21 protein-coding genes are annotated in these 19,225 nt (G+C 49.3%); 16 read left to right on the top strand and 5 right to left on the bottom strand.

Translation table 11 applies throughout. The features are described from left to right. Positions 1-30: 30 nt before the first annotated feature. Positions 31-369: a hypothetical protein gene (locus ASG16_RS02140; protein WP_056488790.1), complete on the bottom strand. Its 339-nt coding sequence runs from the start codon at positions 367-369 to the stop codon at positions 31-33. Between the two features lie 129 nt (positions 370-498). Between ASG16_RS02140 and ASG16_RS02135 the strand changes: the two genes are divergently transcribed. From ASG16_RS02135 to tsaD, 6 genes are all read left to right on the top strand, one after another. Continuing rightward, on the top strand, positions 499-960 hold the full coding sequence (locus ASG16_RS02135) for a SprT family protein (RefSeq protein WP_056488791.1): 462 nt from the start codon (positions 499-501) through the stop codon (positions 958-960). Positions 961-1,058: 98 nt separating this feature from the next. Then, positions 1,059-2,075 (top strand): thiamine-phosphate kinase, encoded by a 1,017-nt coding sequence (gene thiL / locus ASG16_RS02130; protein ID WP_056488792.1) that lies wholly within the window; start codon positions 1,059-1,061, stop codon positions 2,073-2,075. Positions 2,076-2,080: 5 nt separating this feature from the next. Next, the gene (tsaE, locus tag ASG16_RS02125; protein ID WP_048036252.1) at positions 2,081-2,551 is read left to right on the top strand and encodes a tRNA (adenosine(37)-N6)-threonylcarbamoyltransferase complex ATPase subunit type 1 TsaE; all 471 of its coding nucleotides are present in this window, start codon (positions 2,081-2,083) and stop codon (positions 2,549-2,551) included. Continuing rightward, positions 2,532-3,254, top strand: coding sequence for a tRNA (adenosine(37)-N6)-threonylcarbamoyltransferase complex dimerization subunit type 1 TsaB (tsaB, locus tag ASG16_RS02120; protein WP_056488793.1), 723 nt, complete (start codon positions 2,532-2,534; stop codon positions 3,252-3,254). Before tsaE ends, tsaB begins: the two co-directional genes overlap by 20 nt. 4 nt (positions 3,255-3,258) lie before the next feature. Next, the gene (gene rimI / locus ASG16_RS02115; RefSeq protein ID WP_047074036.1) at positions 3,259-3,714 is read left to right on the top strand and encodes a ribosomal protein S18-alanine N-acetyltransferase; all 456 of its coding nucleotides are present in this window, start codon (positions 3,259-3,261) and stop codon (positions 3,712-3,714) included. Continuing rightward, on the top strand, positions 3,714-4,796 hold the full coding sequence (gene tsaD / locus ASG16_RS02110) for a tRNA (adenosine(37)-N6)-threonylcarbamoyltransferase complex transferase subunit TsaD (RefSeq protein ID WP_056488794.1): 1,083 nt from the start codon (positions 3,714-3,716) through the stop codon (positions 4,794-4,796). Before rimI ends, tsaD begins: the two co-directional genes overlap by 1 nt. A 46-nt stretch (positions 4,797-4,842) precedes the next feature. Here the strand turns inward: tsaD and ASG16_RS02105 are convergent, their stop codons facing one another. Next, positions 4,843-5,346 carry a DUF3600 domain-containing protein gene (locus ASG16_RS02105; protein WP_056488796.1) on the bottom strand — a complete coding sequence of 168 codons (504 nt, stop codon included), beginning with the start codon at positions 5,344-5,346 and terminating at the stop codon, positions 4,843-4,845. Then, positions 5,318-5,899 carry a sigma-70 family RNA polymerase sigma factor gene (locus tag ASG16_RS02100; protein WP_056488797.1) on the bottom strand — a complete coding sequence of 194 codons (582 nt, stop codon included), beginning with the start codon at positions 5,897-5,899 and terminating at the stop codon, positions 5,318-5,320. The genes ASG16_RS02105 and ASG16_RS02100 overlap by 29 nt, the downstream gene beginning before the upstream one ends. Positions 5,900-6,144: 245 nt before the next feature. On the opposite strand from ASG16_RS02100, the gene ASG16_RS02095 reads away from it, so the two are divergent. Beyond that, positions 6,145-8,382, top strand: a complete 2,238-nt coding sequence (locus tag ASG16_RS02095) for a hypothetical protein (protein ID WP_056488798.1) — start codon at positions 6,145-6,147, stop codon at positions 8,380-8,382. 7 nt (positions 8,383-8,389) lie between these two features. Here ASG16_RS02095 and ASG16_RS02090 read toward each other — a convergent pair whose 3' ends face one another. Then, the gene (locus ASG16_RS02090; protein WP_056488801.1) at positions 8,390-10,324 is read right to left on the bottom strand and encodes an ABC-F family ATP-binding cassette domain-containing protein; all 1,935 of its coding nucleotides are present in this window, start codon (positions 10,322-10,324) and stop codon (positions 8,390-8,392) included. 107 nt (positions 10,325-10,431) lie between these two features. Here ASG16_RS02090 and ASG16_RS02085 point away from each other — a divergent pair, with 107 nt between their 5' ends. The 6 genes from ASG16_RS02085 to ASG16_RS02060 all read left to right on the top strand — a co-directional run bounded on the left by ASG16_RS02085 (position 10,432) and on the right by ASG16_RS02060 (position 14,401). After that, entirely contained in the window at positions 10,432-11,010 is a 579-nt protein-coding gene (locus ASG16_RS02085; protein WP_056488802.1) for a 5-formyltetrahydrofolate cyclo-ligase, read from the top strand. 131 nt (positions 11,011-11,141) lie between these two features. After that, positions 11,142-11,657, top strand: coding sequence for a MogA/MoaB family molybdenum cofactor biosynthesis protein (locus tag ASG16_RS02080; RefSeq protein ID WP_048036241.1), 516 nt, complete (start codon positions 11,142-11,144; stop codon positions 11,655-11,657). Continuing rightward, positions 11,651-12,652: a molybdopterin-binding protein gene (locus ASG16_RS02075; RefSeq protein ID WP_048036242.1), complete on the top strand. Its 1,002-nt coding sequence runs from the start codon at positions 11,651-11,653 to the stop codon at positions 12,650-12,652. Before ASG16_RS02080 ends, ASG16_RS02075 begins: the two co-directional genes overlap by 7 nt. Before the next feature lie 60 nt (positions 12,653-12,712). Further along, entirely contained in the window at positions 12,713-13,078 is a 366-nt protein-coding gene (gene tatA, locus ASG16_RS02070; protein WP_056488803.1) for a twin-arginine translocase TatA/TatE family subunit, read from the top strand. A 21-nt stretch (positions 13,079-13,099) separates the two neighbouring features. Beyond that, on the top strand, positions 13,100-13,876 hold the full coding sequence (gene tatC, locus ASG16_RS02065) for a twin-arginine translocase subunit TatC (RefSeq protein ID WP_056488804.1): 777 nt from the start codon (positions 13,100-13,102) through the stop codon (positions 13,874-13,876). A gap of 105 nt (positions 13,877-13,981) precedes the next feature. After that, positions 13,982-14,401: a hypothetical protein gene (locus ASG16_RS02060; RefSeq protein WP_056488805.1), complete on the top strand. Its 420-nt coding sequence runs from the start codon at positions 13,982-13,984 to the stop codon at positions 14,399-14,401. Between the two features lie 67 nt (positions 14,402-14,468). Here the strand turns inward: ASG16_RS02060 and ASG16_RS02055 are convergent, their stop codons facing one another. After that, on the bottom strand, positions 14,469-15,788 hold the full coding sequence (locus tag ASG16_RS02055; protein ID WP_056488806.1) for a CAP domain-containing protein: 1,320 nt from the start codon (positions 15,786-15,788) through the stop codon (positions 14,469-14,471). 265 nt (positions 15,789-16,053) lie between these two features. On the opposite strand from ASG16_RS02055, the gene groES reads away from it, so the two are divergent. From groES to ASG16_RS02040, 3 genes are all read left to right on the top strand, one after another. Next, positions 16,054-16,338 carry a co-chaperone GroES gene (gene groES, locus ASG16_RS02050; protein ID WP_007721023.1) on the top strand — a complete coding sequence of 95 codons (285 nt, stop codon included), beginning with the start codon at positions 16,054-16,056 and terminating at the stop codon, positions 16,336-16,338. 55 nt (positions 16,339-16,393) lie between these two features. After that, entirely contained in the window at positions 16,394-18,025 is a 1,632-nt protein-coding gene (gene groL, locus ASG16_RS02045; protein ID WP_017246591.1) for a chaperonin GroEL, read from the top strand. Positions 18,026-18,207: 182 nt separating this feature from the next. Further along, the gene (locus ASG16_RS02040) at positions 18,208-18,990 is read left to right on the top strand and encodes an HAD family hydrolase (protein ID WP_056488807.1); all 783 of its coding nucleotides are present in this window, start codon (positions 18,208-18,210) and stop codon (positions 18,988-18,990) included. Positions 18,991-19,225: the final 235 nt, after the last annotated feature.

Raw genomic sequence — 19,225 nt, 5'->3', positions numbered from 1 at the left:
AGACGAGCAGGAGGTGCCTACAATTTTCATTTACACTTCTTCTTCGTGCAAATATTCCAATTGGGCTTGCAGGGCACGAATCTCTGTCAATAAAGAGATGAGTGGATACTCTGTCTCTTGTAGGGCAGCGAAGCGGCGCTCCAGACCACTGACGTACTCTAAACCATCCACGATCGAAAGCTCGTTTCCTAACCGCTCCACATCCGCACAGTCTGCCAGAACCGTAGGCAATTCTGGGCGCTCTGTGATCGTCAATTTGTCAATTTCCTTGTAAAGTCGTTTCAATAGAGCGATTAATTGATACATATGCGTTTCGGGCAACGAGACAAACTGTAGTCCGTCACTGGACTGCAATAACAAATAGCGCATGAGCTCCTCCACCATTCTGTCTATCGTTTAAACGGTCACAACCATTTATTTGCACATAGTGTAGCCTATCTGTCTGGCACTTTTCAACTGGAACTGCTATGGTGAAAAGAAGGAAGCGGAGGAGATGAGATGACCGATTCGGAACTGCAAATGCTGGTAGAGCAGATATCCAGCGAATTTTTTGCCAAACCCTTTCGCCATCAGGCCCGCTTTAACAGCAGATTGCGCACCACTGGCGGTAGGTACTTGCTGCGCTCGCATGACATTGAATTGAATCCGAAGCATTTGCAGGAGCATGGTGTGGAGGAATTGATTGCGATCATCAAGCATGAGCTTTGCCATTATCATTTGCACATAGAAAAGCGCGGGTATCGTCACGCTGATCGGGATTTTCAACTGCTTCTGCGTCAGGTGGGGGGAAGCCGATACTGCCAACAGGTAGGAAACGGTCGGACAACCCTGCCGTATCGCTACGAGCTGGTATGCAAGGCATGTGGCATGAGCTATAAACGCAAACGAAAGATGAACCCGAGCCGCTATCGTTGCGGACGCTGCAAAGGAAAGCTGCTGCTGCACGAGCTAACAACGTAAAGAGTCAGAGGCGGTTGGCTTTCTTGCGCGTCTTTTGACAGCAGGGGTATAATGAACAGACGAAAAATGTTTTCCGCGAAGGAAAAGGAGCGTTTGAAGTGGCACACGACGAATTTTCCCTGATCCGGCAATGGACAAGTCGTTCTGCGGGGCAGGAAGGGAACGGTTTAACCGTCGGGATAGGGGATGATGCCGCTGTCTTCTCCCCAGCACCAGAAATGGAAGTCGTGGCCTGCTGCGATGCGATGGTGGAGACGGTTCATTTTTTGAAGAAAACGATGAATCCTAGTGATATCGGATATAAGGCTGTTATCAGCAATGTGAGCGATGTTGCAGCGATGGGCGGGGTTGCCCGGTACGCGCTTGTCAGTATCGCGGTAAGTCCGCAATGGACGCCTGACGAATGCCAGCAAATCTATGAAGGTATTTACGAGGCTTGTCAGACATATGGAGTTCGTGTCATTGGTGGCGATACTGTTTCTGCGCCTGATGCCCTACACCTGAGTGTTACCGTTTTAGGTGAGGTGGAAAAAGGGCGTGCCATTCGTCGTTCACAAGCAAAGCCTGGGCAGCTTGTTTTTGTTACAGGGCATGTCGGAACTTCTGCAGCAGGACTACATCTTCTCCTGCAAGGAGAGACTGCTGAAAGAGGTGTCTCTTTACCTTGGGAGACATTGATGAATGCCCATCAGCGTCCCGTTGCCCAAATAAAGGCGGGCAGACTGCTCTTGGAATCAGGGGCATGCAGTGCGCTGAATGATGTAAGTGATGGGCTGGCGTCAGAGCTGTGGGAGATTGCCGAGGCGAGCGGCGTATCGATTTTGGTCGATGCTGCAAGGGTACCGATCCATGACGAAGTTCGGGAGTATGCACGGCACGTAGAGAAAGATCCGCTGGAATGGGCTTTTTATGGCGGTGAAGATTATCAATTGGTCGGAACGCTTGCGAAAAGTCACTATGAAGTCGTAAGCAAGCAATTTGCCGCTAGTGGTGTACCGTTTACTGTCATCGGTGAGGTGGTAGGAAAAACGCATGAGCCAGAATTGATCCTTCAGCGCGATGATCAACAGCTCCCGTTACCCAAAGCGGGATTCAACCATTTTAGGAGTGGATGAAAGAGATGAGCTATACATGGAGGCTCACGGGAGCGCAGGAGACGCAGCGCTTTGCCGAGCAACTGGCAGGTCTGCTTGAACCAGGTGACTTCCTCGCGATGGAGGGTGACCTGGGAGCGGGCAAGACGACTTTTACCCAGGGGTTGGCTAAAGGACTAGGAGTCCGACAAGTAGTGAACAGTCCGACCTTTACTATCATAAAAGAATATCAGGGGCGCTTGCCGCTTTATCATATGGATGTCTACCGGGTAGGCGATGATCCAGACTCTCTTGGTCTGGACGATTACTTTTTTGGAGAAGGTGTCTGTGTCGTAGAGTGGGCCTCTTTGATCGAGGATGTCCTGCCGACAGATCGGATGACCGTCTTCCTGCGTAGAGAAGGGGAGGAACAGCGGATGATCGAGCTGGTTCCTCAAGGGAATCGTTATGTGAAATTGTGTGAGGAGTTTGATTTTGATGCGCGTACTGGCGATTGATACATCGAATCTGGTGCTAAGTGTAGCTGTGGTAGAGGAAGAGCGGGTCTTGGCAGAAATGACGACGAACCAGCAAAAAAACCATTCCGTGCGTCTGATGGACTGTGTCAGTGAACTGCTCGATGCAACAGGAACAGCGCCAGAGGATCTCAGTGGTTTCGGGGTGGCAAACGGACCGGGCTCCTATACAGGTGTAAGAATCGGCGTTGCCTCTGCGAAAAGCATGGCTTGGTCACTGAATGTGCCAGTCATCGGTGTATCCAGTCTGGAGGTAATCGCCATGAATGCCACAGGCTTCTCTGGATTGATTGTACCGCTGTTCGATGCGCGCAGAGGTCAAGTGTATACCGGCTGTTATCGTTCCGATGGCATGGAGGCGGTACGAGCGCAGTCCACAGAACAAATCATCCTGTTGCGAGAATGGCTGCCACTGTTGCGAGATCTGGCGCAAGGAGAGCCGATCTTGTTCTTGGGTGAAGATGTAAGGGTGCATCGGGAGACGATTGTGCAAGAGCTCGGGAATCAGGCGCAATTTGCTTCTCCAGCGTTCAATCACCCGCGTGCAGCCCATATCGGCTATGTGGCACTGCGCAAGCTACAAGACGGCACAAATGCGCATGAACTGGTTCCGGAGTATTTGCAACTGGCAGAAGCAGAAGCGAAGTGGCTTGCCCAAAAGCAGGCGGGGGCCGTAAAGGAGTAAAAGCATGAGTCAACCAATCGATTTGGAATATCGTTATATGACGATGCAGGACGTTGGGGCTGTGGCAGAGCTGGAGCGCTTGGCTTTTACAACTCCATGGCCGCATGATGCATTTGTCAACGAGCTGACGAGAAATCCAAATGCACGCTATGTAGTCGTCGTTCACCAAAATCGGGTTATCGCTTATTGCGGCATGTGGATCGTGATCGATGAGGCACATATTACAAATATCGCTGTCCATCCATTATATCGTGGAAAAAAGGTTGGATTGGCACTGATGATCAAAATGATGGGTGTTGCCAAGATGCAGGGTGCCCATAGCATGACGCTGGAAGTTCGACCTTCGAACACAGTCGCGCGGAACATGTATATCAAGCTCGGCTTTAAAGAGCATGGGCGACGCAAGGGATATTATTCGGATAACAATGAGGACGCAATCATTATGTGGGTGACATTGTAATGAACAAGACGTATACGTCGCGCTACGAGAAGCGCATACAGCAAAAATACGAAGCACATAGGGAATCAGGTGCTCCTACTTATATTTTAGGAATTGAAACAAGCTGCGACGAGACATCGGCTGCTGTCATCCGTGATGGTCGAGAGGTGCTGTCGAACGTCATCGCTTCCCAAGCCGATATCCATAAAAGATTTGGCGGAGTCGTGCCTGAGGTGGCTTCTCGCAGACATGTAGAGAATATTACGCTTACCATCGAAGAGGCACTGACCGAGGCCGGGAAAACGCTGGATGACATCCAGGCAATTGCGGTGACGTACGGGCCTGGGCTTGTCGGAGCCCTGTTAGTTGGCGTGGCAGCAGCAAAAGCCATTTCCATGGCCAGAGGCATCCCGCTAATTGGTGTCCATCATATCGCGGGTCATATTTACGCGAATCGTCTGGTGCAAGAAATGGAGTTTCCGCTGATCGCACTCGTCGTATCGGGCGGGCATACGGAGCTTGTCTGGATGAAGGAGCACGGTCAGTTCGAGATTTTGGGGGAAACGCGGGATGATGCTGCAGGGGAAGCGTATGATAAGGTAGCACGAGCGCTGAATATGCCGTATCCAGGCGGACCTCATATTGATCGCCTTGCACATGAAGGGGAGGCAAAAGTACCGCTCCCTCGTTCATGGCTGGAGCCAGACTCCTACGATTTCAGCTTCAGTGGCTTGAAGTCAGCTGTGCTCAATACCTTGCACAATGCAGCTCAGCGAGGAGAGACGATCGAACCGGCGAATCTGGCTGCGAGCTTTCAAGACTCTGTAACAGAAGTGCTCGTAGAAAAGACGATTCGGGCAGCTCGTTCTCATGGAGCGAAGCAGGTATTGTTGGCTGGGGGCGTTGCAGCCAATCGTGGATTACGTGAGAGACTGCAAGCGAGGTGTGAGGCAGAAGGAATTCCGTTGGTGATTCCACCGTTCTCACTATGCACAGACAACGCTGCGATGATTGCCGCAGCAGGCTTTATCAAGTATGAAAAAGGACAGTTTGAAGGGCTCGATCTGAATGGCGTGCCAAGTCTGTCGCTTTCTGAGCAATAGATGTAAATGCAAGAAGGGACTATCCAAGCCGGATAGTCCCTTTCTTTTATTCCTTGCCGCCACGCAACTTTTCGAAAAAGGGAGCGGCTTTTTGGGGGAGTATCTCTTCAAACTGCTTTCGTTCCTCAGCAGTCAGCCGATCCTCGTGCATCACCCCGTTTTCATCCGTGATCTTTATTTTCAGATCCATGAGTTGCTTCATGATCGCCGAAAACTCCGCGTACTCTTCTTCAGTCAGCTTACTTTTTGCTTCCTGAAAGAATTTCTCGATTTCCTGATAATCCTCCTGTGTTCCACCACGCTCGATGATGGTTTGCGATGACCCGAAGATTTGATCAGCTAAATAAGGTGTCGCCAGGGCCGCTGTTGGGATCAGGATAGCCACTGCTATGATTCCACTTATCAAACGTTTTTTCATGGATAATCTCCCTTTCTTTTGCAAGAAGTCATTTTGATAGGAGAGGTACACACGACTCTCGATCTCAGGTGGGGTTTTCAACGATTCAGCATATTGAAGAAGCTCATCGCGTAGTTGTTTGTCTATGGACATAAGAGTCTCCTCCTGTTAATTCGCAATGCTTGCGCAGCGCTTTTAGTGCCAGATGATGCCTGGATTTCACGGTACCCAGCGGGATTTGCAGCAACTCGGCGATTTCATCCAGAGCATAATCGTGAAAATAGCGCAGAATGACCACTACGCGTAGCTTGTACGAAAGTGTACGAACGACTCTGAGCAATTCGAGCTGTGTCTCTGATTGGATCACTGTGGAATCTGCCCAATCAAATTGCTCATCGTACATAAGGCGGTTTCGTTCAAAGAGCCGTATTCTTCGCCAAGCTTTCCTTTTCCAGTCCTGCACCTGACGAACGGTGATCCCGTGAAGCCAAAATCGAAATGGCCGACTCTGATCAAAAGTGTGAAAAGAGCGCCACATACGAATATAGGTCTCGTTCGTGATGTCCTCGATGTCTTGCTTGTTGTAGACAAGAAAAGCGATCGTACGATGAACATCGGTGTGCGTGGCTTGATAAACGACGCGAAAAGCTGCTTCGTCTCCCGTCAGCATTTTTTCCAGCCAAGGGAGTAACTCTTTATCATTCATGGGGGCCCCTCCAGAACGTATTACACCCCTATATTCGCTAACAGAGGCAAAAAGGTTCAGTTGTTTTTCGTCCTTCTACCTACGATTTATCCACATCATAGGATAACTTTCTGGATTGTTCACATATACTCCTGTGAATACTGGTGATAACACGAGAAAATGACCGGGAAAACCGCTTATACTCTGTGGATTATTCTGTGGAAAATGTGGATAAAAAAGTCGAGTTATCAACAGGAGGGGGACTTGTGAGAAAGAAACTCGCGCTGATTTGCTTGTCATTCCTGATATTGTTTCTAGCTACAAATATAGGAAAACCATTGGTGGCAAAGGAAAAACAACAGGTCATCATGCTGTTTGTGGAAGGGATGTCGTTTCATGATCTGGAGCAACTCAAAAAGTTATCTACTGTGGATAAATGGCTGGATGATGCAGGAGCTGGAGCTCTGTCCATAAGATCACCCGGATCGCGTACAGCCGCAAACGGCTACCTGCTCATGGGGAGTGGTGGTCAAGCGCTTTACTCTGAAAAGAGCGGGACAGGCTATCATCCGTATGAAGTACTCTCGTCCAGGGAAACAGCGGGTGAACGGGCGCAAGAGCTAGGTGGTGATCAGGCGCAGGAGGTGGCGCGCTCCTCGATCATTTTTCCGGGTATTTTCCGTCTCTTGACAGATAATCGGGAGAAACCGTATTCTGCGCAAATCGGGCTTCTTGGAACCGTGCTTGCTGCAAAAAATATTCAGGTCGCTTTATACGGAAACGGTGACTATGAGGATATCCGCCAGAGACATGCCGTTCTGTTTGCGATGGACCAGCAAGGAAGGGTTCCGACAGGGGACATTTCTACAAATAGTATGGAGCTCCTTCGCGGTTATCCGTACGGAATCAAGACAAACTACGCTTACTTGCTTGAGAAAATCCACAGCGAGCGTCAAGCAGGCTTGATCATTGCTCAACTCTCAGATTTGTCCCGGTTATATCAGTTGAGTGCGGAAATGGACCCAGGTCAGTTTACCCGGCAGTATCACCGTGTTTTGCGTGATTTGTCCCTTTTCCTTGACCAACTCCTTGTGGAACGTAAACCACATCAACGCATTGTATTGGCATCACCAGCAGTCAATCATGTGGCGGCAAAAGAAAAGGCTCTCCTTACTCCAGTGTTCATTTGGGGAGAGGAAGCGAGTGGAGTTTTGACATCAGCTACCACCAGACAGTCGGGATTAGTCAGTGGACTGGATATGGTACCAACAATACTGTCCTGGCTGGACGTACCCGTACCCAAAGGGTTGGCTGGTCATGTCATACGTGTCGAAAAAGGCAATGGTCTTACTGCCCTTCAGAATCAGGTAGGCGAGATTCATCATACGTATGCGACTCGGCCAGCAGTGCTCTATACCTTCGTCATGCTGCAGATTGTCATTGTAGGGTGTGCGGTTGTTCTTTGGTGGTTTGGGCGGAAGAGAGAAGGGTCAGGACTTTTGCGGCTTCGTAGAGGAATACGACTTGCGCTGCTGGCTTTATTATGGTTTCCGGCATTGCTTTTGGCGGAGAGCCTGATCGACTGGCAAGTTTCTGGCGCGGTTGTCTTAGGGGGACTCATCATGACTGCCCTGGTCGCGGCTTTTTGGCAGGAAGCCCATGCTCTCCCGCGAATCGTGATGACAGTTAGCGGAGTGACGACAGCCATTCTGCTGGTGGACGGATGGACTGGCGCTCATTTGATGCGGCAATCGTACCTCGGGTATGATCCGGTAATCGGAGCGAGGTTTTACGGGCTAGGAAATGAATACGAAGGGGTCCTGATCGGCAGCACGATCATGTTGGTGGCTTCGCTGTACGAGAGAATGCGTGGGGGACAAAAGGAGCTAGGTCGGGAAAATAAATGGTTACTTGCTGTCTCTGTAGCGATGTACAGTATCGTGCTTTATTACATGGTGGCACCGAACCTGGGAACGGACGCAGGCGGTTTTCTTGCGGGACTGATCGGATTTACCGTGGCATTGTCACGCCTTGAGGGCTGGCGAATCGGCAAAAAAGGCCTCCTGCTGTTGGCAGGCGGCCTGGTTATGGGTGTATGCAGTTTGATGGCGATCAGTCTCATGTCAGATCAGCCCTTGACCCATGTCGGACGGCTTTCTCAGCAGATTGTACATGGGGAATGGTCCGAGGTAGGGCAGATGATTGAACGCAAGCTGGCGATGAATCTCCGCTTGATTCGCGTTTCCATTTGGAGCAAAGCATTTGTCGTCTCCCTGATTGCACTAGGCGTTCTCGCTTTGAAAAACGACCGCTTTTTGCACCATCTGGCGAAGGACACGCCATACTTGGTCAAAGGCTTTGCGGGTGTCATTGTCGGTGCACTGGCTGGGCTGATTCTCAATGACTCGGGCATCGTCACAGCAGCTACCTGCATTACCTTTCTAGTGGTTCCTGCTCTCTATGCTGCCTTGGAGGAGCCCGCGCAGGAGCGCTGTTCTACGTGAGATGGGATTACTCTTCTGATAGCGCGCTCCACTCGTCATACAACTGCTCCAGTTCTTCTTTGGCAGCATGAATTTGATCGTTGCGTTCTTTTGCCTGCACATGATCACTATAAATTTCCGGGAGACAGAGCTCTTCTTCCCATTTGACAATGTCAGCCTCTCGTTTTTGAATCGTGACCTCAATCTCTTCCAAACGGCGCTGACGTTGACGTTCGCGACGTTTCGCTTCCTTATCTAGCTCATAAGAGGATTTCTCAGGCTGTGCCGCTACGGTACCGCCTTGTTTTTTTGCGGGCTGCGCTGCTTGTTCGGCTGCGAGCTCCTCCAGTTCCTGCTTTTTCTCTACGAAGTAATCGTAGTTACCCAAATAGCTGGTCACGCCATCACCTGTCAGTTCTAGGACGCGGGTGGCAATCTTGTTTAAGAAGTAACGGTCATGGGAGACGAACAGGATCGTACCTGGATAATCATAGAGGGCATTCTCGAGAACTTCCTTACTGAAAATATCCAAGTGGTTCGTCGGCTCGTCGAAGATCAGGAAGTTTGCTTGCTTTAGCATGAGCTTTGCCAGAGAGACGCGTGCACGTTCTCCTCCAGACAGGTCGCTGATCTTCTTTTGTACATCATCACCGCTAAACAAGAAGTTACCGAGCAAGGTGCGGACGTCCTTTTCCAGCATGTTCGGGTATTCATCCCAAATTTCGCCGAGTACTGTATTCCGTTCGTTCAGGTTACGATGCTCCTGGTCGTAGTACCCGATCGTTACATTGCTCCCGAAATGAATATCGCCGCGCAGCTTGGACAACTGTTCCACAATCGTTTTTAACAGTGTCGATTTCCCGATACCATTGGGACCGACCAAGGCCACACGCTCCTCGCGCTCGATTTCAAACGTAAGACCCTGAGAAAGAACAGCATCCGGGTAGCCAATCGCGACGTTGTTTGCTTTCATTACAATGGTGCCGCTCATTTTTGCCACATCAAAGGAGAAGTGGACGGATTTGTTGTTCATAATCGGCTTGTCCAAGCGGTCCATCTTTTCCAGCGTCTTGCGCCGGCTCTGCGCTCGTTTGGTCGTCGTAGCCCGAGCGATGTTTCGCGCGATGAAATCCTCCAGCTTGGCGATCTCTTCCTGCTGTTTTTCGAATCGCTTCAAATCCTGTTCGAGCCGAGCCGCCTTTTCATCGAGAAAGCGGCTGTAGTTACCGACATAGCGGGTAGCACGTGTCCGCTCGATTTCATAGACAACGGTCACAAGCTTGTCCAGGAAGTAACGGTCATGGGAAACGACGAGAATGGCGCCCTGGTAGTTTTGCAAATACGTCTCCAGCCAAGTCAGTGTTTCGATGTCCAGGTAGTTCGTCGGCTCATCGAGCAGAAGAATGGTAGGAGATTGGAGCAGCAGCTTGGCTAGTGCCAGACGAGTCTTTTGTCCGCCGCTCAATGTGCGGATCGGTGTCGTGTAATCGAAGTCCGCGAAGCGCAGGCCGTGCAAAACCCCACGAATCGCACCCTCGTAGCTGTAGCCGCCTTTTTCCTTAAAGGCTTCCGAGCGGTGAGAGTAATTTTCCAACAGTTGCTGGTAACGCTTCTCATCAGCGAGAATAGCCGGATCGCCCATTTTAGCCTCGAGCTCACGAAGCTCCAGCTCTTCTTTTTGCAGATGGGAAAACACGCTCAACAGCTCATCCCAAATCGATCGTTCCGATTCAAGGCCGCTGTTTTGTGCCAAATACCCGAGAGTAACATCCTTTGGAATGCGGATAATTCCTTTGTCGTAGCTTAGCTCGCCGGCGAGGATCTTCATTAGAGTCGATTTACCTGCACCGTTTACGCCAACCAGACCAACCCTTTCCCCGGTTTGAATTTGCAGGGAGATGTCTTGTAGAATGGTTTCGATACCATACGTTTTTTCTATATGTTCAGCTTGTAGCAAAATCATCGGATTCACCTCTTTATATACTAATGCCAGTGTAGCCTAGAGAGAGCGCATGGGACAAGCCTCGCGGGAATGTCCCAAGCACGTTACGAAAGAGGGAAGAGGTTGTCATGGACCAAAAAACGAATAAAAAACAGCTACGAAGCCATATTTTGGAGAGGCGCAAGTCCATGTCTGCAAAAGAACGGGAGCAGCTTTCCAGAGAAGTATGCGATCACTTGCTGTCTCATGAAAGGGTGGCTGATGCCAAAGCAATCATGGCTTTCCATCCTTTTGGCGATGAACTGGATATTCTGCCCTTTCTACATGAGGCAAAAAAGCGAGGCCAAGACATATGGCTACCGTTCACCAATGTTGCCGAGAGACGTCTCATTCCGTATCGGTATACAGGATCGCACATGCTAAAGCAAGGCGTCTACGGGATTTGGGAGCCGGACCCTGCCCTGGCAGAGGAAGCGGACGTATCACATTTGGATGCGATCGTTGTTCCCGGTGTTGCTTTTGACAGCAAGGGTGGACGAATGGGGTATGGCGGTGGTTATTATGATCGCTTTCTGGCAACGCTGAAAAAGCTCCCGTTCTTGGTTGGAGTCGGTTTCTCTCTTCAGGTTGTGGAGCATGTGCCGCTAGAGCCTCATGATGTTTTGCTAGATGCAGTTGTCACTGAAAAAGGTCTTCTGCATTTTTGAATGTTTTGTGTCAGCAGCTTTTTCATGCCTTCTCCAGCCGCGAATGGTACTATCCGCCAAGGAAAAACGACGAGACGTTTTTGACAGAAAAGTGTACAATACTATCGAATGAGAAACCGGAGGAATGTATCGTGAGCAAATGGAAGGTAGGCGTTATTTCTGCAAGTGATTCGATTGCCAGAGGAGATCGTGTGGACGATCGTATGCCAATTGTTCGTCATCTGACAAGGGAATGGCTTCAAGTAGATGTCGCTGTATACCGTGCCGTTAGTGATGATATGGAAGATTTGCAAGAACATATGATTGAGCTCGTAGACCGCGAAAAATGCGATCTGTTGATTGTTACCGGAGGCACGGGGCTTAGCCCGCGTGACGTTACGCCAGAAGTGACAGCATGGGTCATTGACAGACCAGTCCCAGGCTTGGCCGAAGAAATGCGCCGTGCTGGTTTGCAGCAATCCCGTCGGGCGATGCTGACCCGTGCAGTTGCGGGAACGAGGGGGAATTCGTTGATTATCAACCTCCCTGGTAATCCGAAAGGCGTAGAAATCTGTTTCAATGCGATTGGCGATATGTTGTCCGACGCTTTGCACATTTTGCAAGGAACGGGAGAAGCAAACGAAGATTGGGGAGGATTGCATTGGTAGAAAAACCTCAGATGCGGGAAGTGCCAGTGCGTGAAGCGATCGGAATGATGCTTCCTCACGATATGACGCAAATTTTGCCTGGAGAATTTAAAGGACGCTTGTTCAAAAAAGGGCATGTTGTCACCGAGGCGGATATTGAACCGCTGTTGTCCATTGGCAAAGAGCATATTTACGTGCTGGAGATGCCAGAAGGCTACATCCATGAGGAAGAAGCGGGCATTCGTATCGCGAAGGCTGTTTCCGGACAAGGCTTGACCTTGACGCCTCCATATGAGGGCAAGGTGTCGATGAAGGCCGCGAGAACAGGGTTAGCCAAAATCAACGAGGAAGCTGTCCATGCGTTGAACAAGCTCGAAGGAATTGCGTTCTCCACGATTTACGGCGATCAGGTCGTCCATCCGGGACATACATTGGCGGCTACACGAATCATCCCGTTAATTATGGAAGAGTCTCGAATCATCGAGCTGGAGCAACTGGCCAAACAGTTTGACGAACCAATTGTACAAGTAAAAACGTTTCAGGATAAAAGAGTGGGACTTGTTACAACAGGGGGAGAAGTTTTCTCTGGCAGGATTGCAGACAAGTTCGGTCCTGTCATTCGAAACAAGGTGGAAGCTCTCGGCTCTACGGTCGTAGACCAGCGTTTTGCGCCAGATGACAAGGAAGCGATCGAACAGCAGATTCACTCGTTCCTCGATGAAGGGGTCGATCTGATCCTGGTCACGGGGGGCATGTCTGTCGATCCGGACGACCGCACGCCAGGAGCGATTGCAGGAGTAGGAGCGGAAGTAGTGCGCTACGGTACGCCGATGCTACCGGGCTCCATGTTAATGGTTGCTTACAAAGGTGATGTACCGATTCTCGGATTGCCGGGAGCGGTCATGCATGAAACATTTACTTCCTTTGATGTATTTTTGCCGCGGATATTGGCTGGGGAGCGAATTGTCGCCTCTGATATGACAAGACTTGGATATGGTGGTTTACGAAAGTGCTAGCTGGTTAGACTGGCAAATAACAAAAGCAAACGACTTCACTAGAAAAAGGAGTGAACACGTATGAGCTCAATTGGGATTCCTGGATTAATCTTAATTTTAGTTTTAGCCTTGGTGCTTTTCGGTCCGAAAAAGCTTCCAGAATTGGGGCGTGCGGTAGGTCATACTTTGAAAGAATTCAAAAATGCTACGCGTAGTCTGACAAGCGACGATGAAGACGACGATGAGGAGAAAAAGCGCAAGGAGCTAGCCTCCAAAGAAGCGTCTGTCAAAACAACGCCGGTTGTCGCTGACAAGGAAGCGGCGGAGCGGGAGCGAATTGAACGCGAGGTTCGTGAAAAAATGGAACGCGAGCGCTTGGAAAAAGAAATCCGCGAAAAGCTGGAGCTAGAGCGCCTGCAAATGGAAAAAGAGCAGAAGAACGCGTAACAGGTAAGGTTGGTGGTTACCATGAAGGATCAGGAAATGACAGTGGTAGAGCACCTGACGGAACTGCGCAAACGCATCATATGGGTGCTGGCCGTGTTTATTGTCGCATTGGTCGTCGGTTTTTTCCTCGCCGGTCCACTCGTGGATTATTTAAAGCAAGAACCGATTGCGGATGGCGTGCCCATTGTCTCATTGCATCCGTCAGACGCACTTCGTGTTTACATGCAGGTTGCCTTCCTGGTGGGCGCTGTCATCACACTGCCTGTAGCACTTTATCACGTTTGGCGTTTTGTTTCGCCAGGGATGGAAGTACAGGAAAAGCGCGGGACGCTTTACTTCATCCCGGCAGCTTGTTTTCTGTTTATCGTTGGTATCCTGTTTGGCTACTACGTCGTTTTCCCGATGGTCATGCAGTTTATGACCAGTATTACAGCATCGATGGGCGCAGACCCGAACTACGGAATCGCACAATACTTTGGCTTCATGTTTAATATGGTCATTCCGTTCGGGATACTGTTCCAGTTGCCGATTATCGTCATGTTCCTGACGAGACTGCGTATCCTCAATCCAATGAGGCTGGCAAAGGCACGGCGCTACGCTTACTTTGCACTAGCTGTAGTCGGGATTACCTTGACGCCTCCTGAGATTGTCAGCGATATTCTCGTGATCATCCCTTTGCTGCTTCTGTACGAGCTGAGCATTTGGCTATCCCGTGTTGTTTATCGCAAGCAATTGAAAGAACAAGAGGCGTGGGAACAAGAATACGGCAGTTTTGAAACAAACGAACCCGTTCAATAACGAGTAGGAGAAAAAGTCTTCTGTCCCTGGTGGCAGAGGACTTTTTTGTTATTCCTGCAGAAATTAGGAAATACTACGGAGGTTATGATCCGGGAGGTGCTGAATATGTGGCTGATCGTATGCTTGGCGTTGCTCTTTTCTGGGAGTACGGCTAATGCCGCCGGGCTGGGGGAGCCTATCGAACTGTTTGATACGGACAAGCAGCGCGTTGTGGCCAGCTTTGAAAATACAACTGGTTTTCAGGAGGAGGCCCAGCAGATTTTGCAAAGTGTGAGCGGACGGGTCTTGGAGTTTAATCCATCGTTGGATTCCGCCATGATCGTAAAAATTCCGCTAGTCCCCCCAAAGCCGATAAAGCTAAAATCCGCTAATCTTGACGCGATGATTGCAGAGATGTTTGTCATCATGCCCAAAAAAGGGGAGCGTCGTCCGTGGTTGATTTTGCACACGAAGGAATATGAAACGGTCGTTGTGGAGTTTACCGAAAAAGTTGACCAACTGAGGGAGCAAGTGAAATTGCCCTAAAGCGGCGCTTCTTCTTGCAAAAACAAGCCCGGTCGTCCATAAAAAGAGACGAAACCGGGCTTTTCGATTATTTCATGGGAGTGAGGAAGGTTTGGGTGAAGTAGTCTGTATAGACGCCCACTCCTAACTGGGTGAAGCCTTTTTCGAGTACGTTTTTGCGATGGCCTGGACTGTTCATCCAGCCTTCATGGGCTTCGATCGCATCCGTGTAGCCTGCTGCAATATTCTCCCCGGCCATACTGTAAGCGAGAGAGGCACTTTTCATGCGGTCAAATGGATTACTTCCGGTAGTCGCAGAGATGTGGTCGAAGAAGTTGTTGCCCTCCATGTCCATGCTGTGTTTTCGTGCAACATCGGCAGCTTTTTCGTTCCATTGCAGGGGCGGAAGCTTGTATCGGTAGCGGGAAACATTGACCAGATCGAGAATTTGCCGCTCGGATGCAGCATTGACCTGCTCTCGTTCGCTGACACGAAGCGGCGGGGGATCAAAATTGGGAGCCTGACCTTGATAGGTCCATTTCGTTTCGTAAAAACTGCCGCGCAATAGCATTTGCGTATCCATTATACGTACGGCGGTAACCTTGTTGCCATTTTGCTTGTCCAAGTAATAAATGTAGGGGGTGTCGTCTTTCATGACGAGAGGGCGTTGTTGCTTTTGATTGGTAATCTGGATTTGTGCCCCCTGAAAAGAGAAAGAAACAATGTTTTGTACACCCAACTGACGCTCCAGTGATTGCTGGCTGGTGCCAACTCCGATGTTTCCGAGCTTTGCTGTCGGAGCGAGAGAGTACACATCGACGACTTTGTCATTTGCGATGCCGACTTGAATGTATCGGGCTGGCTCGCGATTGTACACCCACCATTGATAGCCGAGACTGCTTGGCTCTCGGCGAGCAGGCTCACCTAACAGTTTGTGTACTTCCTCAGAAGACATGCCGAGACCTATGTCAAAAATCGTATTAGGCTTCTCCACTCGAATGGGTACCGCAGGTGGTTTGGTTGTCGCAGGTTTTTGGGGAAGCGCCAGAGAGGCAGGGACTGCATCGGGTGTAGTCTGTTTTTCAGGCTGATCGATGGAGAGTTCAGGAGATTGACCGACCCACGCGGTTTGGGAAGTTTCATCCCAACCGATAGGCTTATTCAAGTGCCGACTGATCATGGATAGAGGTACATATAGCGTTCCTTCGTATTCGAAGGAAGCTGGTATTTCCTTGCCTTTCTCCGTGTTGTACCTGGGTTTTTCGCTTGCGACGATTTCACGGCCATCCCAATAGATGGAGGCGGGGGTAAGGTTGACCCGTATAAAGGAAGTAGTATCCGAAGTGAAGAGACGGCTGATTCCCAAGACTCCCAGGGCAATTAAGCCAATCCAGAGCCATTTGTGCATGGAACAATTCCCTCCTTGGCGAGCTTGCCTGATTCTATGTTTCATTTATATGAGCGTGTCCGAATACTAGAACCTTTTTGCTAGAGAATGCAATTTGCTAGGAGGAAGAGTAGTCAAGCAGTTGCATATGGAAAAAAGTGAGGGAAACTACTTGCAAAGTACATAGTGATTCATTATTATAGGAATTGGGTGTTAGCACTCATAACAGTCGAGTGCTAACAACAGAAATATTGTTTACCTACATTTTTTGAGGAGGGTGTTTTTAGTGCTTAAGCCATTGGGTGACCGTGTGGTAATCGAAGCTATCTCCAAAGACGAAACGACTGCAAGCGGTATCGTTTTGCCTGATTCTGCAAAGGAAAAACCGCAAGAAGGCCGCGTAATCGCAGTAGGTTCTGGCCGTGTTGCTGACAACGGTGAGCGCATCGCTTTGGAAGTAAAAGAAGGCGATAAAGTAATCTTCTCCAAATACGCTGGTACTGAAGTAAAGGTAGACAACAAAGAATACCTCGTGCTGCGCGAATCCGATATCCTCGCGATCATCGGTTAAGGCTCTTAACATAGGAAGTCGAACGAATAAACACATAACAGGAGGTTGAGTTTAGATGGCTAAACAAGTCAAATTCTCTGAAGACGCTCGCCGCTCCATGCTCCGCGGTGTTGAAACTTTGGCAAATGCGGTTAAAGTAACCCTCGGTCCAAAAGGCCGTAACGTGGTTCTTGAGAAAAAATTCGGTTCTCCGTTGATCACTAACGACGGTGTTACTATCGCGAAAGAAATCGAGCTGGAAGATGCTTACGAAAACATGGGTGCGCAACTGGTTAAAGAAGTTGCTACCAAAACCAACGACATCGCTGGTGACGGTACAACAACTGCAACTGTACTTGCTGCAGCTATGATCCGTGAAGGTCTGAAAAACGTAACTGCTGGCGCTAACCCAATGGTTATCCGTCGTGGTATGGAAAAAGCAGTTCGTGCAGCTGTAGAAGAAATCAAATCCATCGCGAAGCCGGTTGAGAACAAATCCTCTATCGCGCAAGTAGCTGCTATTTCCGCTGACGATCCAGAAGTAGGTAACCTGATCGCTGAAGCAATGGAAAAAGTGGGCAAAGATGGCGTAATCACTGTTGAAGAATCCAAAGGATTCGTAACAGAGCTGGAAGTAGTAGAAGGTATGCAATTTGACCGTGGCTACGCTTCCCCTTACATGATCACTGACACTGACAAGATGGAAGCGGTTCTGAACAACCCTTACATCCTGATCACTGACAAAAAAATCTCCAACATCCAGGAAGTTCTGCCTGTACTCGAGCAAGTCGTACAAAGCGGCAAACCACTCCTGATCATCGCTGAAGATGTTGAAGGCGAAGCGCTCGCTACTCTCGTAGTGAACAAACTGCGTGGTACCTTCACAGCTGTAGCGGTTAAAGCTCCTGGCTTCGGCGACCGCCGCAAAGCTATGCTGCAAGACATCGCTGCTCTGACTGGCGGTGAAGTGATCACGGAAGAACTGGGTCTGGACCTGAAATCCACTAAGCTGGAGCAACTGGGCCGCGCTGGCAAAATCGTGGTTACAAAAGAAAACACAACTGTTGTTGAAGGTGCTGGCGACAAGGCTTCCATCGAGGGCCGCGTAACCCAAATCCGTCAACAAATCGAAGATACTACTTCCGATTTCGATCGCGAAAAACTGCAAGAGCGTCTGGCTAAATTGGCTGGTGGCGTAGCAGTAATCAAAGTCGGTGCAGCTACTGAAACCGAACTGAAAGAGAAAAAACTCCGCATCGAGGACGCTCTGAACTCTACTCGCGCAGCAGTAGAAGAAGGTATCGTACCTGGTGGTGGTACTACTTTGATCAACGCAATCAAAGCGGTTGAAGCGATCAACGTAGGTGGCGAAGAGGCTGTAGGTGTACAAATCGTACTCCGTTCCTTGGAAGAGCCAGTTCGTCAAATCGCTGCGAACGCAGGACTCGAAGGTTCTGTAATCGTAGAGCGTCTGAAAAAAGAAGCAGTGGGCATCGGTTTCAATGCTGCAACTGAAGAGTATGTAAACATGCTCGAAGCTGGTATTGTTGACGCGGCGAAAGTTACTCGCTCCGCACTGTCCAACGCTGCATCTGTAGCGGCTATGTTCCTGACTACAGAAGCAGTAATTGCTGACAAACCAGAAGAAAACAAAGCTCCTATGGGCATGCCAGATATGGGTGGCATGGGCGGTATGGGCATGATGTAAGAAAGCGGCTCGCTTCAAAGAGAGGCAGACAAATCGTCTGTCTCTTTTTTGTGCTTGGCTTAATGCTGTGCATGTAAAAAGTGAAGAATTTGGCACCATTCCGCTAGGCGTGCTTACACTATTTGGGGAGTACGCCACGGTGTGGATATGATTTTTGCCAGTTTGACGTCGGGGGCGATAAAATGAGCAAACGCTGGATTAGCTTTGATCTGGATGGTACCTTGATGCAAAACCCGTTTGGAGCGTGGGTATTTCCGGAGATTGCGCGTGTAATCTCCGGTCAGTTAGGAAGAGAGCACGACATTGTTTCTGAAATGGTAGCCGAGCATGAGCAGCGTATGTCCCAAGAACGCTACGTAGAAGCGTATGATTGGGATGATATCCTTGTTAGTAGATGCAATGCATTGCGTATAGAAAATAAAATCGATATTGAATCGCTGGTTCGGAAACACTCTGTAATGCCCAAGGTTAATTTGCTGGAGGATGGAATTCCCCAGATACTCGAGGAGATAAAGAAGCGAGGCTTTTCGTTAGCAGTGGTCACAAATGGCTTTTACAAGTTTCAGGCACCAGTAATGGAGGCATTAGGCTTGGTTGATTACTTTGATGAGATCATTACGCCAGAACGCGCTGGTGCTGGTAAGCCTGATCCAGCTATTTTGCAAAAACTGCAGGGAGAAGTAATTGCTCATGTAGGAGATCGTTTGGATCATGACATTCAACTTGCTAATCGAAGTCATGTAACCTCTATTTTAATAGAACGAAAATTGCCAGAGGAATTGCTGAGTCTCCAACCGCAATTGCGTACAAATGATCACGGAATGCGTTTGTTTTGTTTGGAGAAGTGGAGAAGAGAGTGCAAGAATCCTTTATTGTCAGAGCTTCCGGAGCTTTTCAAACCGCGAATTGTTATTCGTTCTATGGGAGAATTGCTGTCTGTTCTGGATGAACAGGGGATGGGATAAAATTCTAGGTATTAATGCTTGCGTTTTTGCTTCTGGCTTGGTATGATAACTCTTGTCGCTTTTGAAGGGAATTTTAGAGAGAATGAAAAAAACTTCGAACTTCTAAAAATAACCCTTGATTTTCAAAAGAAGATCTGATATAGTTTAAAAGGTCGGCGCCACAAGCGCTAACGACGAAAGGAAAGAACGATATGCTCTTTGAAAACTGAACAGCGAAAGCGTTAATGAGTCTATC

Origin of the sequence: Brevibacillus sp. Leaf182 (assembly GCF_001423865.2) — a bacterium.
Classification (GTDB): Bacteria; Bacillota; Bacilli; order Brevibacillales; family Brevibacillaceae; genus Brevibacillus; species Brevibacillus brevis_C.
This window is presented reverse-complemented; position numbering and strand designations above follow the sequence as displayed.

Bases quoted from the DNA above. Each gene is read 5' to 3' on its own strand.
- ASG16_RS02140 (WP_056488790.1), bottom strand. From the start codon at position 369: ATGCGCTATTTGTTATTGCAGTCCAGTGACGGACTACAGTTTGTCTCG.
- ASG16_RS02135 (WP_056488791.1), top strand. From the start codon at position 499: ATGACCGATTCGGAACTGCAAATGCTGGTAGAGCAGATATCCAGCGAA.
- tsaE (WP_048036252.1), top strand. From the start codon at position 2,081: ATGAGCTATACATGGAGGCTCACGGGAGCGCAGGAGACGCAGCGCTTT.
- tsaB (WP_056488793.1), top strand. From the start codon at position 2,532: ATGCGCGTACTGGCGATTGATACATCGAATCTGGTGCTAAGTGTAGCT.
- rimI (WP_047074036.1), top strand. From the start codon at position 3,259: ATGAGTCAACCAATCGATTTGGAATATCGTTATATGACGATGCAGGAC.
- tsaD (WP_056488794.1), top strand. From the start codon at position 3,714: ATGAACAAGACGTATACGTCGCGCTACGAGAAGCGCATACAGCAAAAA.
- ASG16_RS02105 (WP_056488796.1), bottom strand. From the start codon at position 5,346: ATGTCCATAGACAAACAACTACGCGATGAGCTTCTTCAATATGCTGAA.
- ASG16_RS02100 (WP_056488797.1), bottom strand. From the start codon at position 5,899: ATGAATGATAAAGAGTTACTCCCTTGGCTGGAAAAAATGCTGACGGGA.
- ASG16_RS02090 (WP_056488801.1), bottom strand. From the start codon at position 10,324: ATGATTTTGCTACAAGCTGAACATATAGAAAAAACGTATGGTATCGAA.
- ASG16_RS02085 (WP_056488802.1), top strand. From the start codon at position 10,432: ATGGACCAAAAAACGAATAAAAAACAGCTACGAAGCCATATTTTGGAG.
- tatA (WP_056488803.1), top strand. From the start codon at position 12,713: ATGAGCTCAATTGGGATTCCTGGATTAATCTTAATTTTAGTTTTAGCC.
- tatC (WP_056488804.1), top strand. From the start codon at position 13,100: ATGAAGGATCAGGAAATGACAGTGGTAGAGCACCTGACGGAACTGCGC.
- ASG16_RS02060 (WP_056488805.1), top strand. From the start codon at position 13,982: ATGTGGCTGATCGTATGCTTGGCGTTGCTCTTTTCTGGGAGTACGGCT.
- ASG16_RS02055 (WP_056488806.1), bottom strand. From the start codon at position 15,788: ATGCACAAATGGCTCTGGATTGGCTTAATTGCCCTGGGAGTCTTGGGA.
- groL (WP_017246591.1), top strand. From the start codon at position 16,394: ATGGCTAAACAAGTCAAATTCTCTGAAGACGCTCGCCGCTCCATGCTC.
- ASG16_RS02040 (WP_056488807.1), top strand. From the start codon at position 18,208: ATGAGCAAACGCTGGATTAGCTTTGATCTGGATGGTACCTTGATGCAA.